Source organism: Clavibacter sp. B3I6, from assembly GCF_030816895.1.
In the GTDB taxonomy this organism is placed as follows: domain Bacteria; phylum Actinomycetota; class Actinomycetes; order Actinomycetales; family Microbacteriaceae; genus Clavibacter.
This window is the reverse complement of record NZ_JAUSYL010000001.1, coordinates 2,580,878-2,597,438: the sequence shown is the minus strand read 5'-3', so window position 1 is coordinate 2,597,438 and position 16,561 is coordinate 2,580,878. Positions and strand designations below refer to the sequence as shown.

Below are 16,561 nucleotides of genomic sequence, written 5' to 3'. Positions count from 1 at the left end.
CGCCGCGGTCACTCGACGGTGACGGACTTCGCGAGGTTGCGCGGCTGGTCGACGTCGAGGCCCTTGGCCGCCGCGAGCTCCATCGCGAAGATCTGCAGCGGCGTGACGGCGAGGAGCGGCTCGAACAGCGGCGCGGCGAGCGGGATCGGGATGACCTCGTCCGCGTGCGGCAGCACGAACGCGTCGCCCTGCTCGGCGATCGCGATGACCCGGGCGCCGCGCGCGCGGATCTCCTCGATGTTGGAGATGACCTTCTTGTGCAGCGCGAGCTGGTGCACGGGGCTCGGCACGATGACGAAGACGGGCTGGCCCGGCTCGATGAGCGCGATCGGCCCGTGCTTGAGCTCGCCCGCGGCGAAGCCCTCCGCGTGGATGTAGGCGAGCTCCTTGAGCTTCAGCGCGCCCTCGAGCGCGACCGGGAAGCCGACGTTGCGGCCGAGGAAGAGCACCGCGCGGGTGTCCGCCATCCACTTCGCGAGCTGGCTGATCCTCTCGCCCTGCTCCACGACGGTCTGGAGCTTCTCCGGGACGGCGAGCAGCTCCTCGGTGTTCACGACGATCTCGTCGGCCGAGAGCGTGCCGCGGATGCGCGCCAGGTGCAGGCCGAAGAGGTACAGCGCCGCGACCTGCGCGACGAACGCCTTGGTGGACGCGACCGCGACCTCGGGGCCCGCGTGCGTGTAGACGACGGCCTCCGACTCGCGCGGGATGGTCGCGCCCTGCGTGTTGCAGATGGAGAGGACGCGCGCGCCGGCCTCGCGGGCGTACCGGACGGCGAGGAGCGTGTCCATGGTCTCGCCGGACTGGCTGATGGAGATGACGAGCGTGGTCGCGTCGAGCACCGGGTCGCGGTAGCGGAACTCGTGGGCGAGCTCGACCTCGACGGGGACGCGCGCCCACTTCTCGATCGCGTACTTGCCGAGGATCCCGGAGTACGCGGCCGTGCCGCAGGCGACGATGACGATGCGCGAGATGTCCGCGAGGTCGACCTCGCCGATCGCGTCGAGGTCGGGCAGCACGACGACGCCGTCGACGATGCGGCCGCGCAGCGTGTTCGCCACCGCGTCCGGGCCCTCGCTGATCTCCTTCGCCATGAAGCTCGACCAGCCGCCCTTCTCGGACGCCGAGGCGTCCCAGGCGATCTCGAACTCGTGCGTCTCGACGGGCGCGCCGTGGAAGTCGGTGACGGTGACCGAGTCGGGGCGGATGGCGACCATCTGGTCCTGGCCGATCGCGACCGCGCGGCGCGTGAACTCCACGAACGCGGCGACGTCGGATCCGAGGAAGTTCTCGCCGTCGCCGAGGCCGATGACGAGCGGGGAGTTGCGGCGGGCGCCGACCACGAGGCCGGGCTGGTCGCGGTGCACCGCGAGGAGCGTGAAGGCGCCCTCGAGGCGGCTCACGGTGTTGCGGAACGCCTGCTCGAGGTCCTGGGTGACGGCGTACTCGCGGCCGAGGAGGCGGGCGGCGACCTCGGTGTCCGTGTCGCTGTCGAACGTGTAGCCGTCCGCGAGGAGGTCGTCCTTGAGCTCCGCGAAGTTCTCGATGATGCCGTTGTGGATGAGGGCGAGCTTGCCGTCGTCGCCGAGGTGCGGGTGCGCGTTGCGGTCGGTGGGACCGCCGTGCGTGGCCCAGCGGGTGTGGCCGATGCCGGTGGATCCGTTCGGCAGCGGAGACGCCTCGAGGTCCTCGAGCAGGCGGTCGAGCTTGCCGGCGCGCTTGCGGACGCCGAGCGTCCCGTCCTCGTCGAGCACGGCGACGCCCGCGGAGTCGTATCCCCGGTACTCGAGCCTCCGCAGCCCCCCGAGGAGGACCTCGAGGCTCTTGGACTCACCGACGTATCCCACGATTCCGCACATGGGGCACCACTTTAGCCGCCCGCGCGGGGCTTCCCCTGCGCGCCCGGCCCGGCGGCGCGCCCCGCCCGCGCGGCGCCCTGCCGCAGCCCTCCCGCCGCCTGCCCACCGCCCTCCCGCCGCCCGCCCGCCGCGCGTCGCGAGCGCGCGACGGCACCCGCGCGGCACCGGCCGCCCGCCTGCCCCGCCGTAGGATGGGGATGCCATGGCAGACACCGCGACGGGACACCCGACGAGCCACGGCAGCCTCTCCCCCTTCGTGGAGATCGCCCGCGCGGACTGGGCGGCGCTCGCCCCCGCGACCCGCCTGCCGCTCCGGGAGACGGAGCTCGTGCAGCTGCGCGGCATCGGCGACCGGATGGACATGCGCGAGGTCGGCGACGTGTACCTCCCGCTCAGCCGGCTGCTCAACCTCTACGTGTCGGGCACCAAGAAGCTGCACCGGGAGACGAGCGCGTTCCTCGGCGAGCGGGCGAAGAGCACGCCGTTCATCATCGGCGTCGCGGGATCCGTGGCCGTCGGCAAGTCGACCGTCGCCCGGCTCCTCCGCGAGATGCTCGCCCGCTGGGAGGACACCCCGCGCGTCGAGCTCGTGACCACCGACGGCTTCCTGCACCCCAACGCGGAGCTCGCGCGCCGCGGCCTCATGGAGCGCAAGGGCTTCCCGGAGTCGTACGACCGGCGCGCGCTCCTGCGGTTCGTCACGCAGGTCAAGAGCGGGGTGCCCGAGGTGCGGGCGCCGTTCTACTCGCACCTCGCGTACGACATCGTGCCGGGCGCCGAGGTCGTCGTCCGTCAGCCGGACGTGCTCATCATCGAGGGCCTCAACGTGCTGCAGCCGGCCGCGTCCGGCGCCGGGCTCGCGGTCAGCGACCTCTTCGACTTCTCGATCTACGTGGACGCCCGCACGCACGACATCGCCCAGTGGTACGAGGAGCGGTTCCTGAGCCTGCAGCAGGGCGCGTTCAGCAACCCGCGCTCCTACTTCCACCGCTACGCGGACCTCAGCCGCGAGCAGGCGGTGGCGCACGCGCGGCGGATCTGGTCGAGCATCAACGAGCCGAACCTCGAGCAGAACATCCGGCCGACCCGCTCGCGCGCCACGCTCGTGCTCCGCAAGGACGCGGACCACTCGGTCGCGAACGTCCTGCTGCGCAAGCTCTGACGGCGGCGGCGGGGATGCCGCCGGCGATCGGGCTAGATCGCCAGGCGCTCCGTGACGAGCGCGGCCAGCTCCTGCGCGTGCCGCTCGGCGGTCGCCTGGTCGGCGGCCTCGACCATCACGCGGATCATCGGCTCGGTGCCCGACGCGCGCATGAGGATGCGGCCGGTGTCGCCCAGCTCCGCCTCGGCGCGCGCGACGGCGGCGTTCAGCTCCGCGTCGTCGCCCACGCGCTCGCGGTCGACGCCGCGGACGTTGATCATCACCTGCGGGTACACGGTCATGACCGAGGCGAGCTCCCGGAGGCTCTTCCCGGTCGCGGCCATCTCGCCGAGCAGCTGGATCCCCGTGAGGATCCCGTCGCCGGTCGTCGCGTGCTCCGCGATGACGAGGTGCCCGGACTGCTCGCCGCCGAGGGAGTAGCCGCCCTCGTTCATGGCCTCGAGCACGTAGCGGTCACCGACGCGCGTCTGCAGCACGGTGATGTCGTTCTCGGCCATCGCGATGCGGAGGCCGAGGTTGCTCATGACGGTGGCCACGAGCGTGCGGTCGACCAGCAGGCCGCGGCGGGCCATGGAGAGCGCGAGGACGGCCATGATCTGGTCGCCGTCGATGATGGCGCCCGTGTGGTCGACGGCGAGGCAGCGGTCCGCGTCGCCGTCGTGCGCGATGCCGACGTCGGCGCCGTGCCGGAGGACGGCCTCGGCGAGCAGGTCGAGGTGCGTGGACCCGACCCGGTCGTTGATGTTCATGCCGTCGGGGTCGTTGCCGATGACGGTGACGCGGGCGCCCGCGTCGGTGAAGACCTCGGGGCTGATGCCCGCGGCGGCGCCGTGCGCGCAGTCGAGGACCACGTGGATCCCGTCGAGGCGGTGCTGCAGCGTGCCGAGCAGGTGGAGGACGTAGCGGTCCTCGGCGTCGGCGAAGCGGCGGATGCGGCCGACGTCGGCTCCCGTGGGGAGCAGGACGGGCTCGCGGAGCTGCGCCTCGATGCGGTCCTCGAGCTCGTCGGCGAGCTTCCGTCCGCCTGCGGCGAAGAACTTGATCCCGTTGTCGGGAGCGGGGTTGTGCGACGCGGAGATCATGACGCCGAAGTCGGCGTCGAAGTCCGAGATGAGGTACGCCGTGGCCGGCGTCGGGATGACCCCGGCGTCGAACACGTCGACGCCGGAGCTCGCGAGGCCGGCGGCCACGGCCGCCGCGATGAACTCGCCGGACACCCGGGGATCCCGGGCGACGACCGCGATGGGTCGTCGCCCGGAGTCCCGGGCGTCCTGGCCGAGCACGTGCGCGGCGGCCTGGGCCAGGCGCAGGGCGAGGTCCGCCGTGATGGTCTCGCCGTTGGCGAGGCCGCGGACGCCGTCCGTGCCGAAGAGCCGGGGCATGGCTGCCGGGGTCCCCGAGCGCCTTAGCGCTTCGAGAACTGGGGCGCCTTGCGGGCCTTCTTGAGTCCGGCCTTCTTGCGCTCCTTGACGCGCGCGTCGCGGCTGAGGAAGCCGTTCTTCTTCAGCGTGGCGCGGTTGTTCTCCTCGTCGATCTCGTTGAGGGCGCGGGCGATGCCGAGACGCAGCGCGCCGGCCTGGCCGGAGGGGCCACCGCCGGAGATGCGCGCGACGACGTCGTAGCTGCCGAGGAGGTCGAGGACCTTGAACGGGTCGTTGACGAGCTGCTGGTGCAGCTTGTTGGGGAAGTAGTCCGCGAACTCACGGCCGTTGACCGTGATCGAGCCGGAGCCGGGGACGAGGCGCACGCGGGCGATGGCCTGCTTGCGTCGTCCGACGGCACCGCCGGACACGTTGAGGACCGCGCGGGGGGCCTTGGGGGCCTCCTCGTTCGGGGTCTCGGTCGAGAAGCTCTCGGGAGCCACGTCGAGGGAGTCTGAGATCTGAGCCACTGGGTTCGATTCCTTCTGAGGTCTTTGGTCGTCGCTGTCGGCAGCCGGAGCTACTGAGCGACCTGGCCGAGGGTGTACGGGGTGGGCTGCTGAGCAGCGTGGGGGTGCTCGGGGCCCGCGTAGACCTTGAGCTTCTTCAGCTGCGCCGCACCCAGCGAGTTCTTCGGCAGCATGCCGCGGATGGCCTTCTCGACCGCGCGCGTGGGGTGCTTCTCGAGCATCTCGACGTAGGTCATCGAGGAGAGGCCGCCCGGGTAGCCGGAGTGGCGGTATGCCAGCTTCTTCTCGAGCTTCTGACCGGTCAGCGCCACCTTGTCGGCGTTGACGATGATCACGAAGTCGCCCATGTCCATGTGCTGGGCGAAGGTGGCCTTGTGCTTGCCGCGCAGGAGCGCGGCGGCGTGGCTGGCGAGACGGCCGAGGACGATGTCCGTGGCGTCGATGACGACCCAGTCGTGCTGGACCTCACTGGCCTTGGGGGAATAGGTGCGCGTCATTGATCTGACTGCCTTCTTTTCGAGGTGAGATGGTCGTGGATCCCGCTCCGTGGGCGTTCTGACGAGAACGCATCCGGTGGAGGGCTCAACCTTGTACGTCGTCGCACGCAGGCGTGCAGACAACCGGTTCAGAGTACGCGATCCGAGGGGATCAGGCAATCCCGGGCGTGTCGTGGAGCCGCGCGAGGTCGCGGGCGGCCGCGTCGGCGCTCGCGCGCACGGGGTCGACCTCGTGCGCTCCGCGTCGGGCGCGGGTGATCTCGTTCCGCGCCGCGAGGTCGGCGTCGGCCGGGTAGCCCACCCGCTCGAGCACGAGCCCGCGGGCGGGCATCACGGTGAACTCGCTCGTGCGCTCGCGCAGCTCCAGCAGGTCGCGGAGCCGGGCCACCGCGACGCGGCCGGACGCCGCCGCGACGCACGCGCCGACGAGCGCGCGCACCATGCTGTGGCAGAACGCGTCGGCGCGCACCACGGCCTCGAGGGCGCCGTCGGGCGTCCGCGTCCACGTGAGCTCCTGAAGGGTGCGGATGGTGGACGCGCCCTCCCGGGGCTTGCAGTACGCCGCGAAGTCGTGGAGGCCGAGCAGCGCGTCGGCGGCCTCCCGCAGCACGGCCGCGTCGAGCTCCACCGGGACCTCGACGGTGCGGTGCCGCTGCAGGGGGTCGCGGGGGCCGGACGCGTCGGAGATCCGGTAGCGGTACGCCCGCCACGTGGCGGAGAAGCGCGCGTCGAAGCCGGCGGGCGCGGGGGCGCACGCGAGGACCACCACGTCGGAGCGCGCGCCGAGGACGCCGTTCAGCCGGCGGGCCAGGGCGGGGGCTGCGCGCCCCAGGGAGGGCTCGTGCGGCCCCTGCCCCTCGGCGGCCTCCGCGGCGCGGCCCCGGGGCGGACGGTCGAGGGATGCGACCTGCGCGTCCGAGAGGTCCAGGTGCGCGACCTGCCCGGTCGCGTGCACGCCCGCGTCCGTGCGCCCCGCGACGACCAGGGCCGGAGCGGGCGGGGTGCGGGCGAGCAGCTGCGCGAGGGCGTCCTCGAGGGCGCCCTGCACCGTGCGCAGGCCGGGCTGCTTCGCCCAGCCCGCGAAGCCGGTGCCGTCGTAGGCGACGTCGAGGCGGACGCGCGCGCCGCCGTCCCCGCTCATGGGGCGGATCCGCTCATCGGGCGGATCCGCTCATCGCTCCGGTGTCGACCGCGGACGGGTCGTGCCGACCTCGCGCTCGTACACGGCGGAGCGGCTGGCCTGGGTGAAGCCGAGGTGCTCGTAGAGGTCGAGCGCGCCGGTGGGGCTGTCGGAGTCGACGTCGAGCACCGCGCGCTGGAGGCCCTCGCCGCGGAAGCCCGCGAGCGACGCCGACAGGAGCGCCTGCGCGAGCCGGCGACCGCGGAACTCGCGGCGCACGCCCACGAGGCCGATGTAGGCCGAGGTGTAGCCCGCGGCCTCCCAGTGGTCCGGGTAGACCTCGGCCATGGCGAAGCCCGCGACGACCGCGTCCTCGTCGTCGCCCGTGACCGCGATGACGGACAGGTCGCCGCGTGCGGTCGGCAGCGACAGGAACGCGTCCCACCGCTCGGCGCTGACCGGCTCGGATCCCCAGTGGTCGCGGAACACCTCGTTCTTGGCCTGCCGGGTGCGCTCCCACCACTCCCGCGTCACGGGGACGAGGCGCAGCCCCTCCGGGACGGGCACGTCGGGGAGGTCGGCGGCGAGGTCCCGGTGCATCTCGATGAAGTACCGGCTCGGCGTGAAGCCGCGCGACTCGAGCAGAGCGGCGGCGCCCGGGGAGTCGGCCTGCGTCTCGGTGGTCATGCGCGTGGGGACGGGGCCCTCGACGTGCTCGGCGGCCTGCGCGGTCGCGAGCTTCGCGGTGGCGCGGGCGATCTGCCAGTCGAGGAGGCGGGCTCCGATGCCGGTGCGGCGGAGGTCGGGCCGGACGCCGCCCGAGATGTCGGCGCGGACGACGGACTCGTCGTCGGGCTTCACGATCGCGTGGCCCTCCGCGGCGAGGCGACCGTCGGCGTCGACCGCCACGATGCCGTCGCGCGCCACGTCGACGTAGGAGAAGCCGAGAGCCATCTCGATCTCCTCGCGCGCGGCCCGGTACTCGGGGTGGTCGGCGTCGGCGATGGCGCTCTGCAGCTCCACGAGAGCGTCCACGTCGTCCGGGGACATGGCGCGCCAGGTGATCCCGTCGGGCCCCTCGGGCAGCGGCACGGGGGCGGTGGAGGCGGGATCGTCCGGCATGGTCGGGCTGCTGTCGGTCATCCATCCAGGGTACCGGGGCTCGTCCTCCCCCTGCCGTGCCCGGGCGCGCGATGCGGCCCGGACGCGCGAGAGCCCCCGACGCGCAGGGCGGCGGGGGCTCTCGGGTGGTGCGGGTGCTACTTGTCGGACTTCTCCGCGGCGTCGGCCTCGACCTCGGCGGCGGCCTCGTCGGTCGCCTCCGCGGGGGTCGCGTCGGTGTGCTCGACGGCGTCGGTGCCCTCGACGGGCACGTCGGTCGTCTCGTCCTCGGCGGGCGCCTCGGCGACCGGGGCCGCGGCGGCCGGAGCCGTCGTGGTCGCGGTGCGCGTGGAGCGGACCTTCGGGGTCACGGGCTCGAGCACGAGCTCGATCTGCACCATGGGGGCGTTGTCGCCCTTGCGGAAGCCGAGCTTCGTGATGCGGGTGTAGCCGCCGTCACGCTCGGCGACGAGGGGCGCGATCTCCGTGAAGAGCTCGTGGACGACGCTCTTCGAGGGGATGATCCCCATGACGCGGCGACGGGCGTGCAGGTCCCCGCGCTTCGCGAAGGTGACCAGGCGCTCGGCGACGGGACGCAGGCGCTTGGCCTTCGTCTCGGTCGTCTTGATGGACTTGTGCTCGAAGAGGCTCTGGGCGAGGTTCGCGAGCATGAGGCGCTCGTGCGCCGGGCCGCCTCCGAGGCGGGGACCCTTGGTGGGCTTGGGCATGGTCTATGTCTCCGTAGTGGTCGAAAGGAAGTCGGGCCGAGGCCGGACGGGTCAGTTGGTGGTGGTCTCGTCCTCGTCGTAGCTGTAGTAGTGCGCGCCGTCGAAGCCGGGGACGGCGTCCTTCAGCGACAGACCCAGCTCGACCAGCTTGTCCTTGACCTCATCCACCGACTTCTGACCGAAGTTGCGGATGTTCATGAGCTGCGTCTCCGAGAGGGCGACGAGCTCGCTGACGTTGTTGATGCCCTCGCGCTTGAGGCAGTTGTACGACCGCACCGACAGGTCGAGGTCCTCGATGGGCATCGACAGCTCGGAGCTGAGGACCGCGTCGACCGGCGCGGGGCCGATCTCGATGCCCTCGGCGGCGGTGTTGAGCTCGCGCGCCAGGCCGAAGAGCTCGGTCAGCGTGCGGCCGGCCGACGCGATGGCGTCGCGCGGCGTGATGGCCGACTTGGTCTCGACGTCGACCACGAGGCGGTCGAAGTCGGTGCGCTCGCCGGCACGGGTGGCCTCGACACGGTAGGTGACCTTGAGCACGGGCGAGTAGATCGAGTCGACCGGGATCTGGCCGGCCTCGCTGAACTCGCTGCGGTTCTGGGTCGCGGAGACGTAGCCGCGGCCGCGCTCGATGGTCAGCTCCAGCTCGAACTTCGCCTTCTCGTTGAGCGTGGCGATGACGAGCTCGGGGTTGTGGATCTCGACGCCCGCGGGAGCGGAGATGTCGGCGGCCGTGACCTGGCCCGCACCCTGCTTGCGCAGGTAGGCGGTGATGGGCTCGTCGTGCTCGCTGGAGACGACGAGGCCCTTGATGTTGAGGATGATCTCGGTCACGTCCTCCTTCACGCCGGGGACGGTGCTGAACTCGTGCAGCACGCCGTCGATGCGGATGCTGGTGACGGCCGCGCCGGGGATGGACGAGAGGAGCGTGCGGCGGAGGGAGTTGCCGAGCGTGTAGCCGAAGCCGGGCTCGAGCGGCTCGATGACGAACCGCGAGCGGAACTCCGAGATCTGCTCCTCGGTGAGGGTGGGGCGCTGCGCAATGAGCACTGTGTTGTTTCCTTTCGGCGAGGCGTCCGCTATATGACGGCCTGCGATGCCCCCCGGATGGCGGCCCGGGCGGGTGGTGGATTGGTCGAACGGACACACGGCGGATCGGCCGACGCCGTCCCCCTCCTGACGGAGCGGGACGGCAGCGGCCGATCAGCGCGAGCTAGACGCGGCGGCGCTTGGGCGGGCGGCAGCCGTTGTGCGCCTGCGGGGTGACGTCGTTGATCGAGCCCACCTCGAGGCCGGCAGCCTGGAGCGAGCGGATCGCGGTCTCGCGGCCGGAGCCGGGTCCCTTGACGAACACGTCGACCTTCTTCATGCCGTGCTCCTGCGCCTGGCGGGCGGCCGACTCGGCGGCGAGCTGCGCGGCGAACGGCGTCGACTTGCGCGAGCCGTTGTAGCCGACGACGCCCGAGGACGCCCAGCTGATGACGGCGCCGGTCGGGTCGGTGATCGACACGATCGTGTTGTTGAAGGTGCTCTTGATGTGGGCCTGGCCCACGGCGATGTTCTTCTTGTCCTTGCGGCGCGGCTTGCGAACAGCCGACTTGGGTGCTGCCATTGAGATCTCCTGTGTCTACGGGTGGCGAGGGCGCTGGCCGATGGCCTAGCGCGCCTTCTTCTTGCCGGCTACGGTGCGCTTCGGGCCCTTGCGGGTGCGAGCGTTGGTCTTCGTGCGCTGCCCGTGGACAGGGAGGCCGCGGCGGTGGCGGATGCCCTCGTAGCTGCCGATCTCGACCTTGCGGCGGATGTCGGCGGCGACCTCGCGGCGGAGGTCGCCCTCCACCTTGAAGTTCCCGTCGATGTAGTCGCGCAGGGCGATGAGCTGGTCGTCGCTCAGGTCCTTGACGCGGATGTTCTTGTCGATGCCGGTGTCCTCGAGGGTCTTGACGCTCGAGGTGCGGCCGACGCCGTAGATGTACGTGAGTGCGATCTCGACGCGCTTGTCGCGCGGGAGGTCGACGCCTGCTAGACGTGCCATTGAGGCTTCTCCTGGTGATGAGTGGAGGTCTGCAGCAGCGCCTGTGCACCGGCCTCCGACCGATGGTGTCCCCCGGACCCTCGCGGGTCCCGGCTTCCGGCGTTGCTGTCGTTCTTCTTATGGGTGGTGCGGGTGGTGCCGTGCGATGGGTCTGATCAGCCCTGGCGCTGCTTGTGGCGCGGGTTCTCGCAGATGACCATGACGTTGCCGCTGCGTCGGATGACCTTGCACTTCTCGCAGATCGGCTTGACGCTCGGGTTGACCTTCATGACGCTTCCTTATGTGTTCTTCGCTGGCCTCGTACCCCGCGGCTGCGGGGCCGTTCCTTGTGCAGCAGGCCTACTTGTAGCGGTAGACGATCCGGCCGCGCGTGAGGTCGTACGGGCTCAGCTCCACGATCACGCGGTCCTCGGGGAGGATGCGGATGTAGTGCTGACGCATCTTGCCCGAGATGTGGGCGAGGACCTTGTGCCCGTTGCTCAGCTCAACGCGGAACATCGCGTTCGGCAGAGCTTCGACAACTCCGCCTTCGATCTCGATGACGCCGTCTTTCTTGGCCATATACTCACTGTCGCTAGAGGTGGTGTCTGCTGGTCGTGCGGATGCGCATCAGGTGGAGCGCGCATGGTGCCGATGGCACGCCGGGAGGCGGCCGAGCACCAAGGGTCGAGAGTACGGCATCCCCGGGCGTGTCGCAATTCCCCCCGCGTGTCGCGGCAGGATCCGCGGATCCTGCGCTAGCGGAGCGCACGACGGGCCGGGCGGTCGCCCGCCCGGCCCGTGCGCGTGGCCCTACTGGTCCGCGCGGTGACGGGGCGCGCTGCGGCGGTCGGCCTGGGCCGCGTCGACGAGCGCGACGAGGTCGGCGGTCAGCGGGTGCTGGTCGTCGAGCCCGGTGACGCGGCGCACGAGGTCCGCCGCGGTGTCGGTCTGGAGGAGCTCCTGCAGCTCGAGCGCCTGCGGGTCGCCCGCGGGGTCGAAGCGGAGCGCCTGGCCCATGGCCCGCACGAGCGCGTCGTGCGGGAGGCCCCGCTCGGCGAGCTGCGACGCGGGGCCGACGAAGCGCTCCTCGCGGGAGAGCTTCCGGAGCGGCTGGCGGCCGACGCGCTCGACGGTGTCGGCGAGGGCCGCGTTCGCGAAGCGCGCGAGGTTCTTCTCGCGGTACGCCGCCTGCTCGGCCTCGTCGAGGCCGTGCTTGGCGACGAGCAGCGCGCTCGTCTCCTCGAGGACCTGGCGGACCTCGTCGGCGACCTCGGGGATCGCCATCGCGTCCGACTGGCTCACGGCGCCGCGCGCGTAGCCGTGGTACGCCACGGTCGCGTGCCCGGTGTTCACCGTGAAGAGCTTCCGCTCGATGTAGGGCGCGAGGTCGTCGACGAACGTGGCGCCGGCGATCTCGGGGACGGTGTCGCCGAACGGGCCGCGCTCCACGACCCACTCCGAGAAGTCCTCGACGGTGACGTCGAGGCCGGCGGCGGGGTCCTGGTTCGGCACGATGCGGTCGACGGCCGTGTTGGCGAAGATCGCGCGGCCGACGGCGTCCGGCTCCTCGACGAGGGCCTTCTCGATCTCGGCGCGCAGGGTGTCCGTCGCGTTGATCGCGTTCTCGCAGGCCATGACGGCGACGGGGCCGAGGTCGGCGGAGCGCGCGCGCAGGCCGGCGGCGATCGCCGGGGCGACGAAGCGGAGGATGTTCGGGCCCACCGCGGTGGTGACGATGTCGGCGGTGGCGATCTCCCGGATGAGGGACTCGCCGTCCGCCGCGCTGTCGATCGCGCGGAAGCCGGTGACGGTCCAGTCGCGCGCGTGGGGCCCGACCTCGGTGACGCGGTAGGACTCGGCGGCGTCGAGGTGCCCGATGAGCTCGGCGTTGACGTCGGCGAAGACGACCTCGTAGCCGGCCTCGTGCAGGATCAGGCCGACGAAGCCGCGGCCGATGTTGCCCGCGCCGAAGTGGACGGCCTTCACGCCTCGTTCACCTCGGACAGGAGTGCGTAGAGCTCCTCCGCGGTGGAGGCGTCGAGGAGCTTCTGCACCTCGTCGTCGTCGCTGAAGATGATGGCGATCTTGCTGAGGATCTCGAGGTGCCCGTTGTCCTTGCCGGCGATGCCGACCACGAAGCGGACCTCGTTGCCCGCCCAGTCGAGGGGGGCGTCGTAGCGGACGAAGGAGAGGGCGGAGTCGAGGATCGTGTCCTTGCCCTCGTTGGTGCCGTGCGGGATCGCGAGCAGGTTGCCCATGTAGGTCGAGACGCTCTTCTCGCGCTCGAGCATGAACCCCTCGTACTCGGGGGTGACGGCGCCCGCGGCGACGAGGATGGCCGCCGCCTCGGCGATGGCCTCCTCCACGCTGGACGCGGTGCCGCCGACGCGGATCTGGGCGGGTTCGAGGACGTTCGACATGGTGCTCCTGACGTGTTGCGTGCCTGATGCGAGGCTACCGGGGCCCGGTCGGTGTCGACCGGGCCCCGGGGGCCCTGCGCGTGCGGTGGTGCGGGTCCGCCGCGGGGGCGGACCGGGATCAGCTGTCCGAGCGCTGCTTCCGGACCAGCTCCACGATCTCGTCGTAGCGCGGCGAGTTCATGAAGTTGTCGACGGAGACGTGCTCGGAGCCCGGGCTCTTCTGGCGGGCCCGGTCGGTGAGCTCGCGCTGCGTGATCACGAGGTCGGCCGAGCCGTCGAGGGCCGCGATGGCCTTGTTGACGACCGTGACGTCCGTGAGGCCGGCCTTCTTCATCTTGTTGCGGAGCACCGAGGCGCCCATGGCGGACGAGCCCATGCCGGCGTCGCAGGCGAAGACGATGTCCTGGATGCGGGTGGCCGTGGCCGTGCCGCCGTCCGTGCCCGTGGCGTTCGCGCCGGTCGTGCCGTCGGCGAGGCCGCCGACCGTGCCCGCGGTGCCGGTCTCGGCGCCGAGGCCCGTGAGGATCGAGGACTCCTTGCCCTTGTTGGCCTGCGTCGCGGCGACCGCGGCGCCGAAGTCGCCGGAGCCCTTCTTGCCGGTGCGGAGGATGACCGCGGCGACGATGAAGGTGACGGCCGCGGAGATGATGACCGAGAGGATGACGCCCGGGAAGCTGTTGCGCTCCGTCTGGCCGAGCACGGCGATGATGCTGCCGGGCGAGGCCGGGCCGCGGAGGCCGGAGCCGAACGCGACGTTGGTCGCGACGCCCGAGGCGCCACCCGCGATGACCGCGAGGAACAGGAGCGGCTTCGACAGCACGTAGGGGAAGTAGATCTCGTGGATGCCGCCGACGAACTGGATGAGGATCGCGCCGGGGGCCGTGGAGCGCGCCGCGCCCGCGCCGAAGATCGCGAAGGCGAGGAGCACGCCGAGACCCGGGCCGGGGTTGGCCTCGAGCAGGAACAGGATGCTCTTGCCGTCCTCCAGCGCCTCCGTCGTGCCGAGCGGGGTGAGGATGCCCTGGTTGATGGCGTTGTTGAGGAACAGCACCTTGGCCGGCTCGATCACGATGCTCGTGAGGGGCAGGAGGCCGTTGTCGACGAGGAAGCCGACGCCGCCGCCGAGGACCGCCGTGATGCCGCGGATCACCGGGGTGAGCAGGTAGAAGGCGCCGATCGCGAAGATCGCGCCCAGGATGCCGGCCGAGAAGTTGTTGACGAGCATCTCGAAGCCGGGGCGGATCCGGTCGACCCAGAGGCGCTCGATGACCTTCAGCAGGTAGGCCGCGAGCGGGCCCGTGATCATGGCGCCGAGGAACATTGGGCTGCCGCCGTCGAAGTAGGGCTCGCCGACCGTGCCGACGATGACGCCCATGGTCGCGATGGTCGCGACCACGCCGCCGCGCGCGTCGTAGACCATGCGGCCTCCGGTGTTCGCGATGAGCAGCGGGAGGAGGAAGTACAGCACCGGCGCGATGAGCTGCGCGATGTCGGCGTTCGGCAGGTAGCCGTCCGGGATGAACAGGGCCGTGAGCAGGCCCCAGGCGATGAACGCCGCGATGTTGGGCATGATCATGCCGCTGAGGAACGTGCCGAACTTCTGCACGCCCGTGCGCACGGACTGGCCCGTGCTGCGGGTGGGTGACGACGTCGTCATGGGGGTGGTGCTCCTGTCGTGGTGGGTGGCGGGCCTGCTGCGGCTCGCCGTGCTGCGGGTGGAGGGATCGCGGGTGCGGGTGGTGCGGTGGAGAGGGTCGGTGGTGCCGGTCAGACGGTGGCGGGCGCCGACGCCGCGGTGACCGCGGCGCGCGCCTCGACGGCGCTGTCGGCGGCGAGGGCGACGGCGGCCAGGGCCTCCGTCTCCTCGCGCGTGTGGAGGGCGAGCTCGGCGCGCACGTCGGCGAGCGCCGCCGGCGACATCGAGAGGCTGGTGGCGCCGAGTCCGACGAGCACGACGGCGAGCAGCGGGTCGGCCGCCGCCTCGCCGCAGATGCCGACGGGCTTGCCGAGCGCGCGTCCCGCGGCGCCGACCTCCTGCACGAGGCGGAGGACGGCGGGGTGCCACGGGTCCTGGAACGCGGCCACGGACCCCAGCAGCCGGTCGGCCGCGAGAGTGTACTGCGTGAGGTCGTTGGTGCCGATGCTCGCGAAGTCGGCGTGGGCGAGGATCCGGTCGGCGAGGAGCGCGGAGGAGGGGACCTCCACCATCACGCCGACGGTCGTGAGGCCCAGCTCGCGGCCGAGCGCGGAGAAGTACCGCGCCTCCTCCACGGTGGAGACCATGGGGGCCATGACCCACAGGTCGGCCTCGGTGGCGGCGTCGGCGTTCGCGAGCGCGGTGAGCTGGTCGCGGAGGACCTGCTCGTTGGCCCGGAGCGCGCGGAGGCCGCGGAGCCCGAGGGCCGGGTTCTCCTCGTCGGCGTCGTTGAGGAAGGCGAGCGGCTTGTCGGCGCCGGCGTCGAGCGCGCGGACGACGACCTTCTGGCCGGGGAACGCACGGAGGAGGCGCGTGTAGTGCTCCTCCTGCTCGGCGACGGTCGGGGCGCTCGTGGCGTCGAGGAAGAGGAACTCGGTGCGGAAGAGGCCGACGCCCTCGGCGCCCTTCGCGACCGCGTCCTCGGCGCCGTCGGCGGATCCGAGGTTGGCGAGCAGTGGGATCGTGGTCCCGTCGGAGAGCGCGCCGGGGCCGGTGGGGACGGCGGTGCGGTTGCGGCGGGTCTCGATCTCGGCCCGGGCCGCCCGCTCCTCGTCCTCGCTCGGCGCGACGGTGACGGCGCCCGTGAGCGCGTCGACCACGACGATCTCGCCGTCGGCGAGGTCGGCCGCGGCCGCGACGCCGACGACCGCGACGATCGCCTTCTCGCGGGCGAGGATCGCCGTGTGCGAGGTGGGGCCGCCGTCGGTCGTGATGAGCGCGAGGACCTTCTCGAGGTCGAGGAGGGCGGTGTCGGCGGGCGCGAGGTCGCGGGCGACGAGCACGAACGGGTGGTCGGGGTCCGGCACGCCGGGGGCGGCGACGCCCTGCAGGTGCGCGACGACGCGCTGCGAGACGTCGTCGAGGTCGGTGGCGCGCTCGCCCATGTAGCCGCCCATGCTGAGGAGCAGGTCGCGGAAGCCCGCGAACGCCTCGTGCACGGCGCGCTCGGCGGTGCGGCCCGTCGCGAGGCGGGCGGTGATGTCGTCGACGAGCGTCGGGTCCTCGGCCATGAACGCCTGCGCCTCGAGCACGTCCTTCGCCGCGCCGCCGGCCTTCTCCCCGCGGATGCGGATGTCGGCGGCGACCGCGGCGAGCGACGCGCTCACGCGGATGCGCTCCTCGTCGGCGGAGAGGGCGCTCGCGGTGTCGGCGGGCTCGGGGAGCGGGTCGGGCATCCGGATGACGGGACCGACGGCGGAGCCCCGGCCGATGCCGATGCCGGAGAGGGTGCGGGAGCTCATGCGGCGTCCAGGTCGGACTCGAGGAGCGTCGCGAGGTCGGCGACGACCTGCTCGGCGTTCTCGCCCTCGGCCGAGACGACGACCTCGTCGCCCGTGTCGACGCCGAGGGAGATGACGCCGAGGATGCTCGCGGCGTTGACGCTGCGCTCCCCCTTGGCGAGCTGCACGGGGATCCCGGCCTTCGCGGCGGCCTGCGTGAACAGCGAGGCGGGGCGGGCGTGCAGCCCGTGCGACGAGGCGATGGTGACGGTGCGTTCTGCCATGGTGGCTCCTTCGTTCGGCCCCGTCGGCGGGGCCCTGGTGGGCGGTGGTCGTGCGGGTCTGGGTGGTCGTG

The 16,561-nt window shown here is 72.1% G+C and carries 18 protein-coding genes; 1 reads left to right on the top strand and 17 read right to left on the bottom strand.

The genetic code is table 11. From position 1 onward, the window contains the following. Positions 1-8 precede the first annotated feature (8 nt). A complete protein-coding gene (gene glmS / locus QFZ62_RS12670) occupies positions 9-1,859 on the bottom strand; it encodes a glutamine--fructose-6-phosphate transaminase (isomerizing) (protein WP_307506289.1) in 1,851 nt (616 codons plus the stop codon). A 202-nt stretch (positions 1,860-2,061) separates the two neighbouring features. Between glmS and coaA the strand changes: the two genes are divergently transcribed. After that, a complete protein-coding gene (gene coaA, locus QFZ62_RS12665; RefSeq protein ID WP_307506287.1) occupies positions 2,062-3,021 on the top strand; it encodes a type I pantothenate kinase in 960 nt (319 codons plus the stop codon). A 32-nt stretch (positions 3,022-3,053) separates the two neighbouring features. On the opposite strand, the gene glmM is transcribed toward coaA, so the two are convergent. The 16 genes from glmM to QFZ62_RS12585 all read right to left on the bottom strand — a co-directional run bounded on the left by glmM (position 3,054) and on the right by QFZ62_RS12585 (position 16,490). Further along, entirely contained in the window at positions 3,054-4,403 is a 1,350-nt protein-coding gene (gene glmM, locus QFZ62_RS12660) for a phosphoglucosamine mutase (protein ID WP_307506285.1), read from the bottom strand. 23 nt (positions 4,404-4,426) lie between these two features. Beyond that, on the bottom strand, positions 4,427-4,912 hold the full coding sequence (rpsI, locus tag QFZ62_RS12655; RefSeq protein WP_043668864.1) for a 30S ribosomal protein S9: 486 nt from the start codon (positions 4,910-4,912) through the stop codon (positions 4,427-4,429). A 50-nt stretch (positions 4,913-4,962) separates the two neighbouring features. Beyond that, positions 4,963-5,409 carry a 50S ribosomal protein L13 gene (gene rplM / locus QFZ62_RS12650; RefSeq protein ID WP_043668861.1) on the bottom strand — a complete coding sequence of 149 codons (447 nt, stop codon included), beginning with the start codon at positions 5,407-5,409 and terminating at the stop codon, positions 4,963-4,965. Positions 5,410-5,560: 151 nt separating this feature from the next. Beyond that, positions 5,561-6,550 (bottom strand): tRNA pseudouridine(38-40) synthase TruA, encoded by a 990-nt coding sequence (truA, locus tag QFZ62_RS12645; protein ID WP_307506283.1) that lies wholly within the window; start codon positions 6,548-6,550, stop codon positions 5,561-5,563. 30 nt (positions 6,551-6,580) lie between these two features. Further along, positions 6,581-7,672, bottom strand: coding sequence for a GNAT family N-acetyltransferase (locus QFZ62_RS12640; RefSeq protein ID WP_307506281.1), 1,092 nt, complete (start codon positions 7,670-7,672; stop codon positions 6,581-6,583). A 116-nt stretch (positions 7,673-7,788) separates the two neighbouring features. Further along, positions 7,789-8,358: a 50S ribosomal protein L17 gene (gene rplQ / locus QFZ62_RS12635; RefSeq protein WP_307506280.1), complete on the bottom strand. Its 570-nt coding sequence runs from the start codon at positions 8,356-8,358 to the stop codon at positions 7,789-7,791. Positions 8,359-8,409: 51 nt separating this feature from the next. Further along, the gene (locus tag QFZ62_RS12630; RefSeq protein ID WP_043668849.1) at positions 8,410-9,405 is read right to left on the bottom strand and encodes a DNA-directed RNA polymerase subunit alpha; all 996 of its coding nucleotides are present in this window, start codon (positions 9,403-9,405) and stop codon (positions 8,410-8,412) included. 163 nt (positions 9,406-9,568) lie between these two features. Beyond that, on the bottom strand, positions 9,569-9,967 hold the full coding sequence (rpsK, locus tag QFZ62_RS12625) for a 30S ribosomal protein S11 (RefSeq protein WP_012039274.1): 399 nt from the start codon (positions 9,965-9,967) through the stop codon (positions 9,569-9,571). 45 nt (positions 9,968-10,012) lie between these two features. Further along, positions 10,013-10,387 (bottom strand): 30S ribosomal protein S13, encoded by a 375-nt coding sequence (gene rpsM, locus QFZ62_RS12620; protein WP_015491172.1) that lies wholly within the window; start codon positions 10,385-10,387, stop codon positions 10,013-10,015. A 155-nt stretch (positions 10,388-10,542) separates the two neighbouring features. After that, on the bottom strand, positions 10,543-10,656 hold the full coding sequence (gene rpmJ, locus QFZ62_RS12615) for a 50S ribosomal protein L36 (protein ID WP_043668846.1): 114 nt from the start codon (positions 10,654-10,656) through the stop codon (positions 10,543-10,545). Between the two features lie 70 nt (positions 10,657-10,726). Beyond that, complete coding sequence (infA, locus tag QFZ62_RS12610) at positions 10,727-10,948, bottom strand: translation initiation factor IF-1 (RefSeq protein ID WP_012039277.1); 222 nt, start codon at positions 10,946-10,948, stop codon at positions 10,727-10,729. Between the two features lie 231 nt (positions 10,949-11,179). After that, entirely contained in the window at positions 11,180-12,355 is a 1,176-nt protein-coding gene (locus QFZ62_RS12605; RefSeq protein ID WP_307506276.1) for a mannitol-1-phosphate 5-dehydrogenase, read from the bottom strand. After that, positions 12,352-12,789, bottom strand: a complete 438-nt coding sequence (locus QFZ62_RS12600; protein WP_307506273.1) for a PTS sugar transporter subunit IIA — start codon at positions 12,787-12,789, stop codon at positions 12,352-12,354. The genes QFZ62_RS12605 and QFZ62_RS12600 overlap by 4 nt, the downstream gene beginning before the upstream one ends. Before the next feature lie 118 nt (positions 12,790-12,907). Continuing rightward, the gene (locus tag QFZ62_RS12595) at positions 12,908-14,446 is read right to left on the bottom strand and encodes a PTS mannitol transporter subunit IICB (protein ID WP_307506270.1); all 1,539 of its coding nucleotides are present in this window, start codon (positions 14,444-14,446) and stop codon (positions 12,908-12,910) included. Between the two features lie 110 nt (positions 14,447-14,556). Further along, positions 14,557-16,227 carry a phosphoenolpyruvate--protein phosphotransferase gene (gene ptsP / locus QFZ62_RS12590; protein ID WP_307506268.1) on the bottom strand — a complete coding sequence of 557 codons (1,671 nt, stop codon included), beginning with the start codon at positions 16,225-16,227 and terminating at the stop codon, positions 14,557-14,559. Continuing rightward, the gene (locus QFZ62_RS12585) at positions 16,224-16,490 is read right to left on the bottom strand and encodes an HPr family phosphocarrier protein (RefSeq protein ID WP_191147452.1); all 267 of its coding nucleotides are present in this window, start codon (positions 16,488-16,490) and stop codon (positions 16,224-16,226) included. The genes ptsP and QFZ62_RS12585 overlap by 4 nt, the downstream gene beginning before the upstream one ends. Positions 16,491-16,561: the final 71 nt, after the last annotated feature.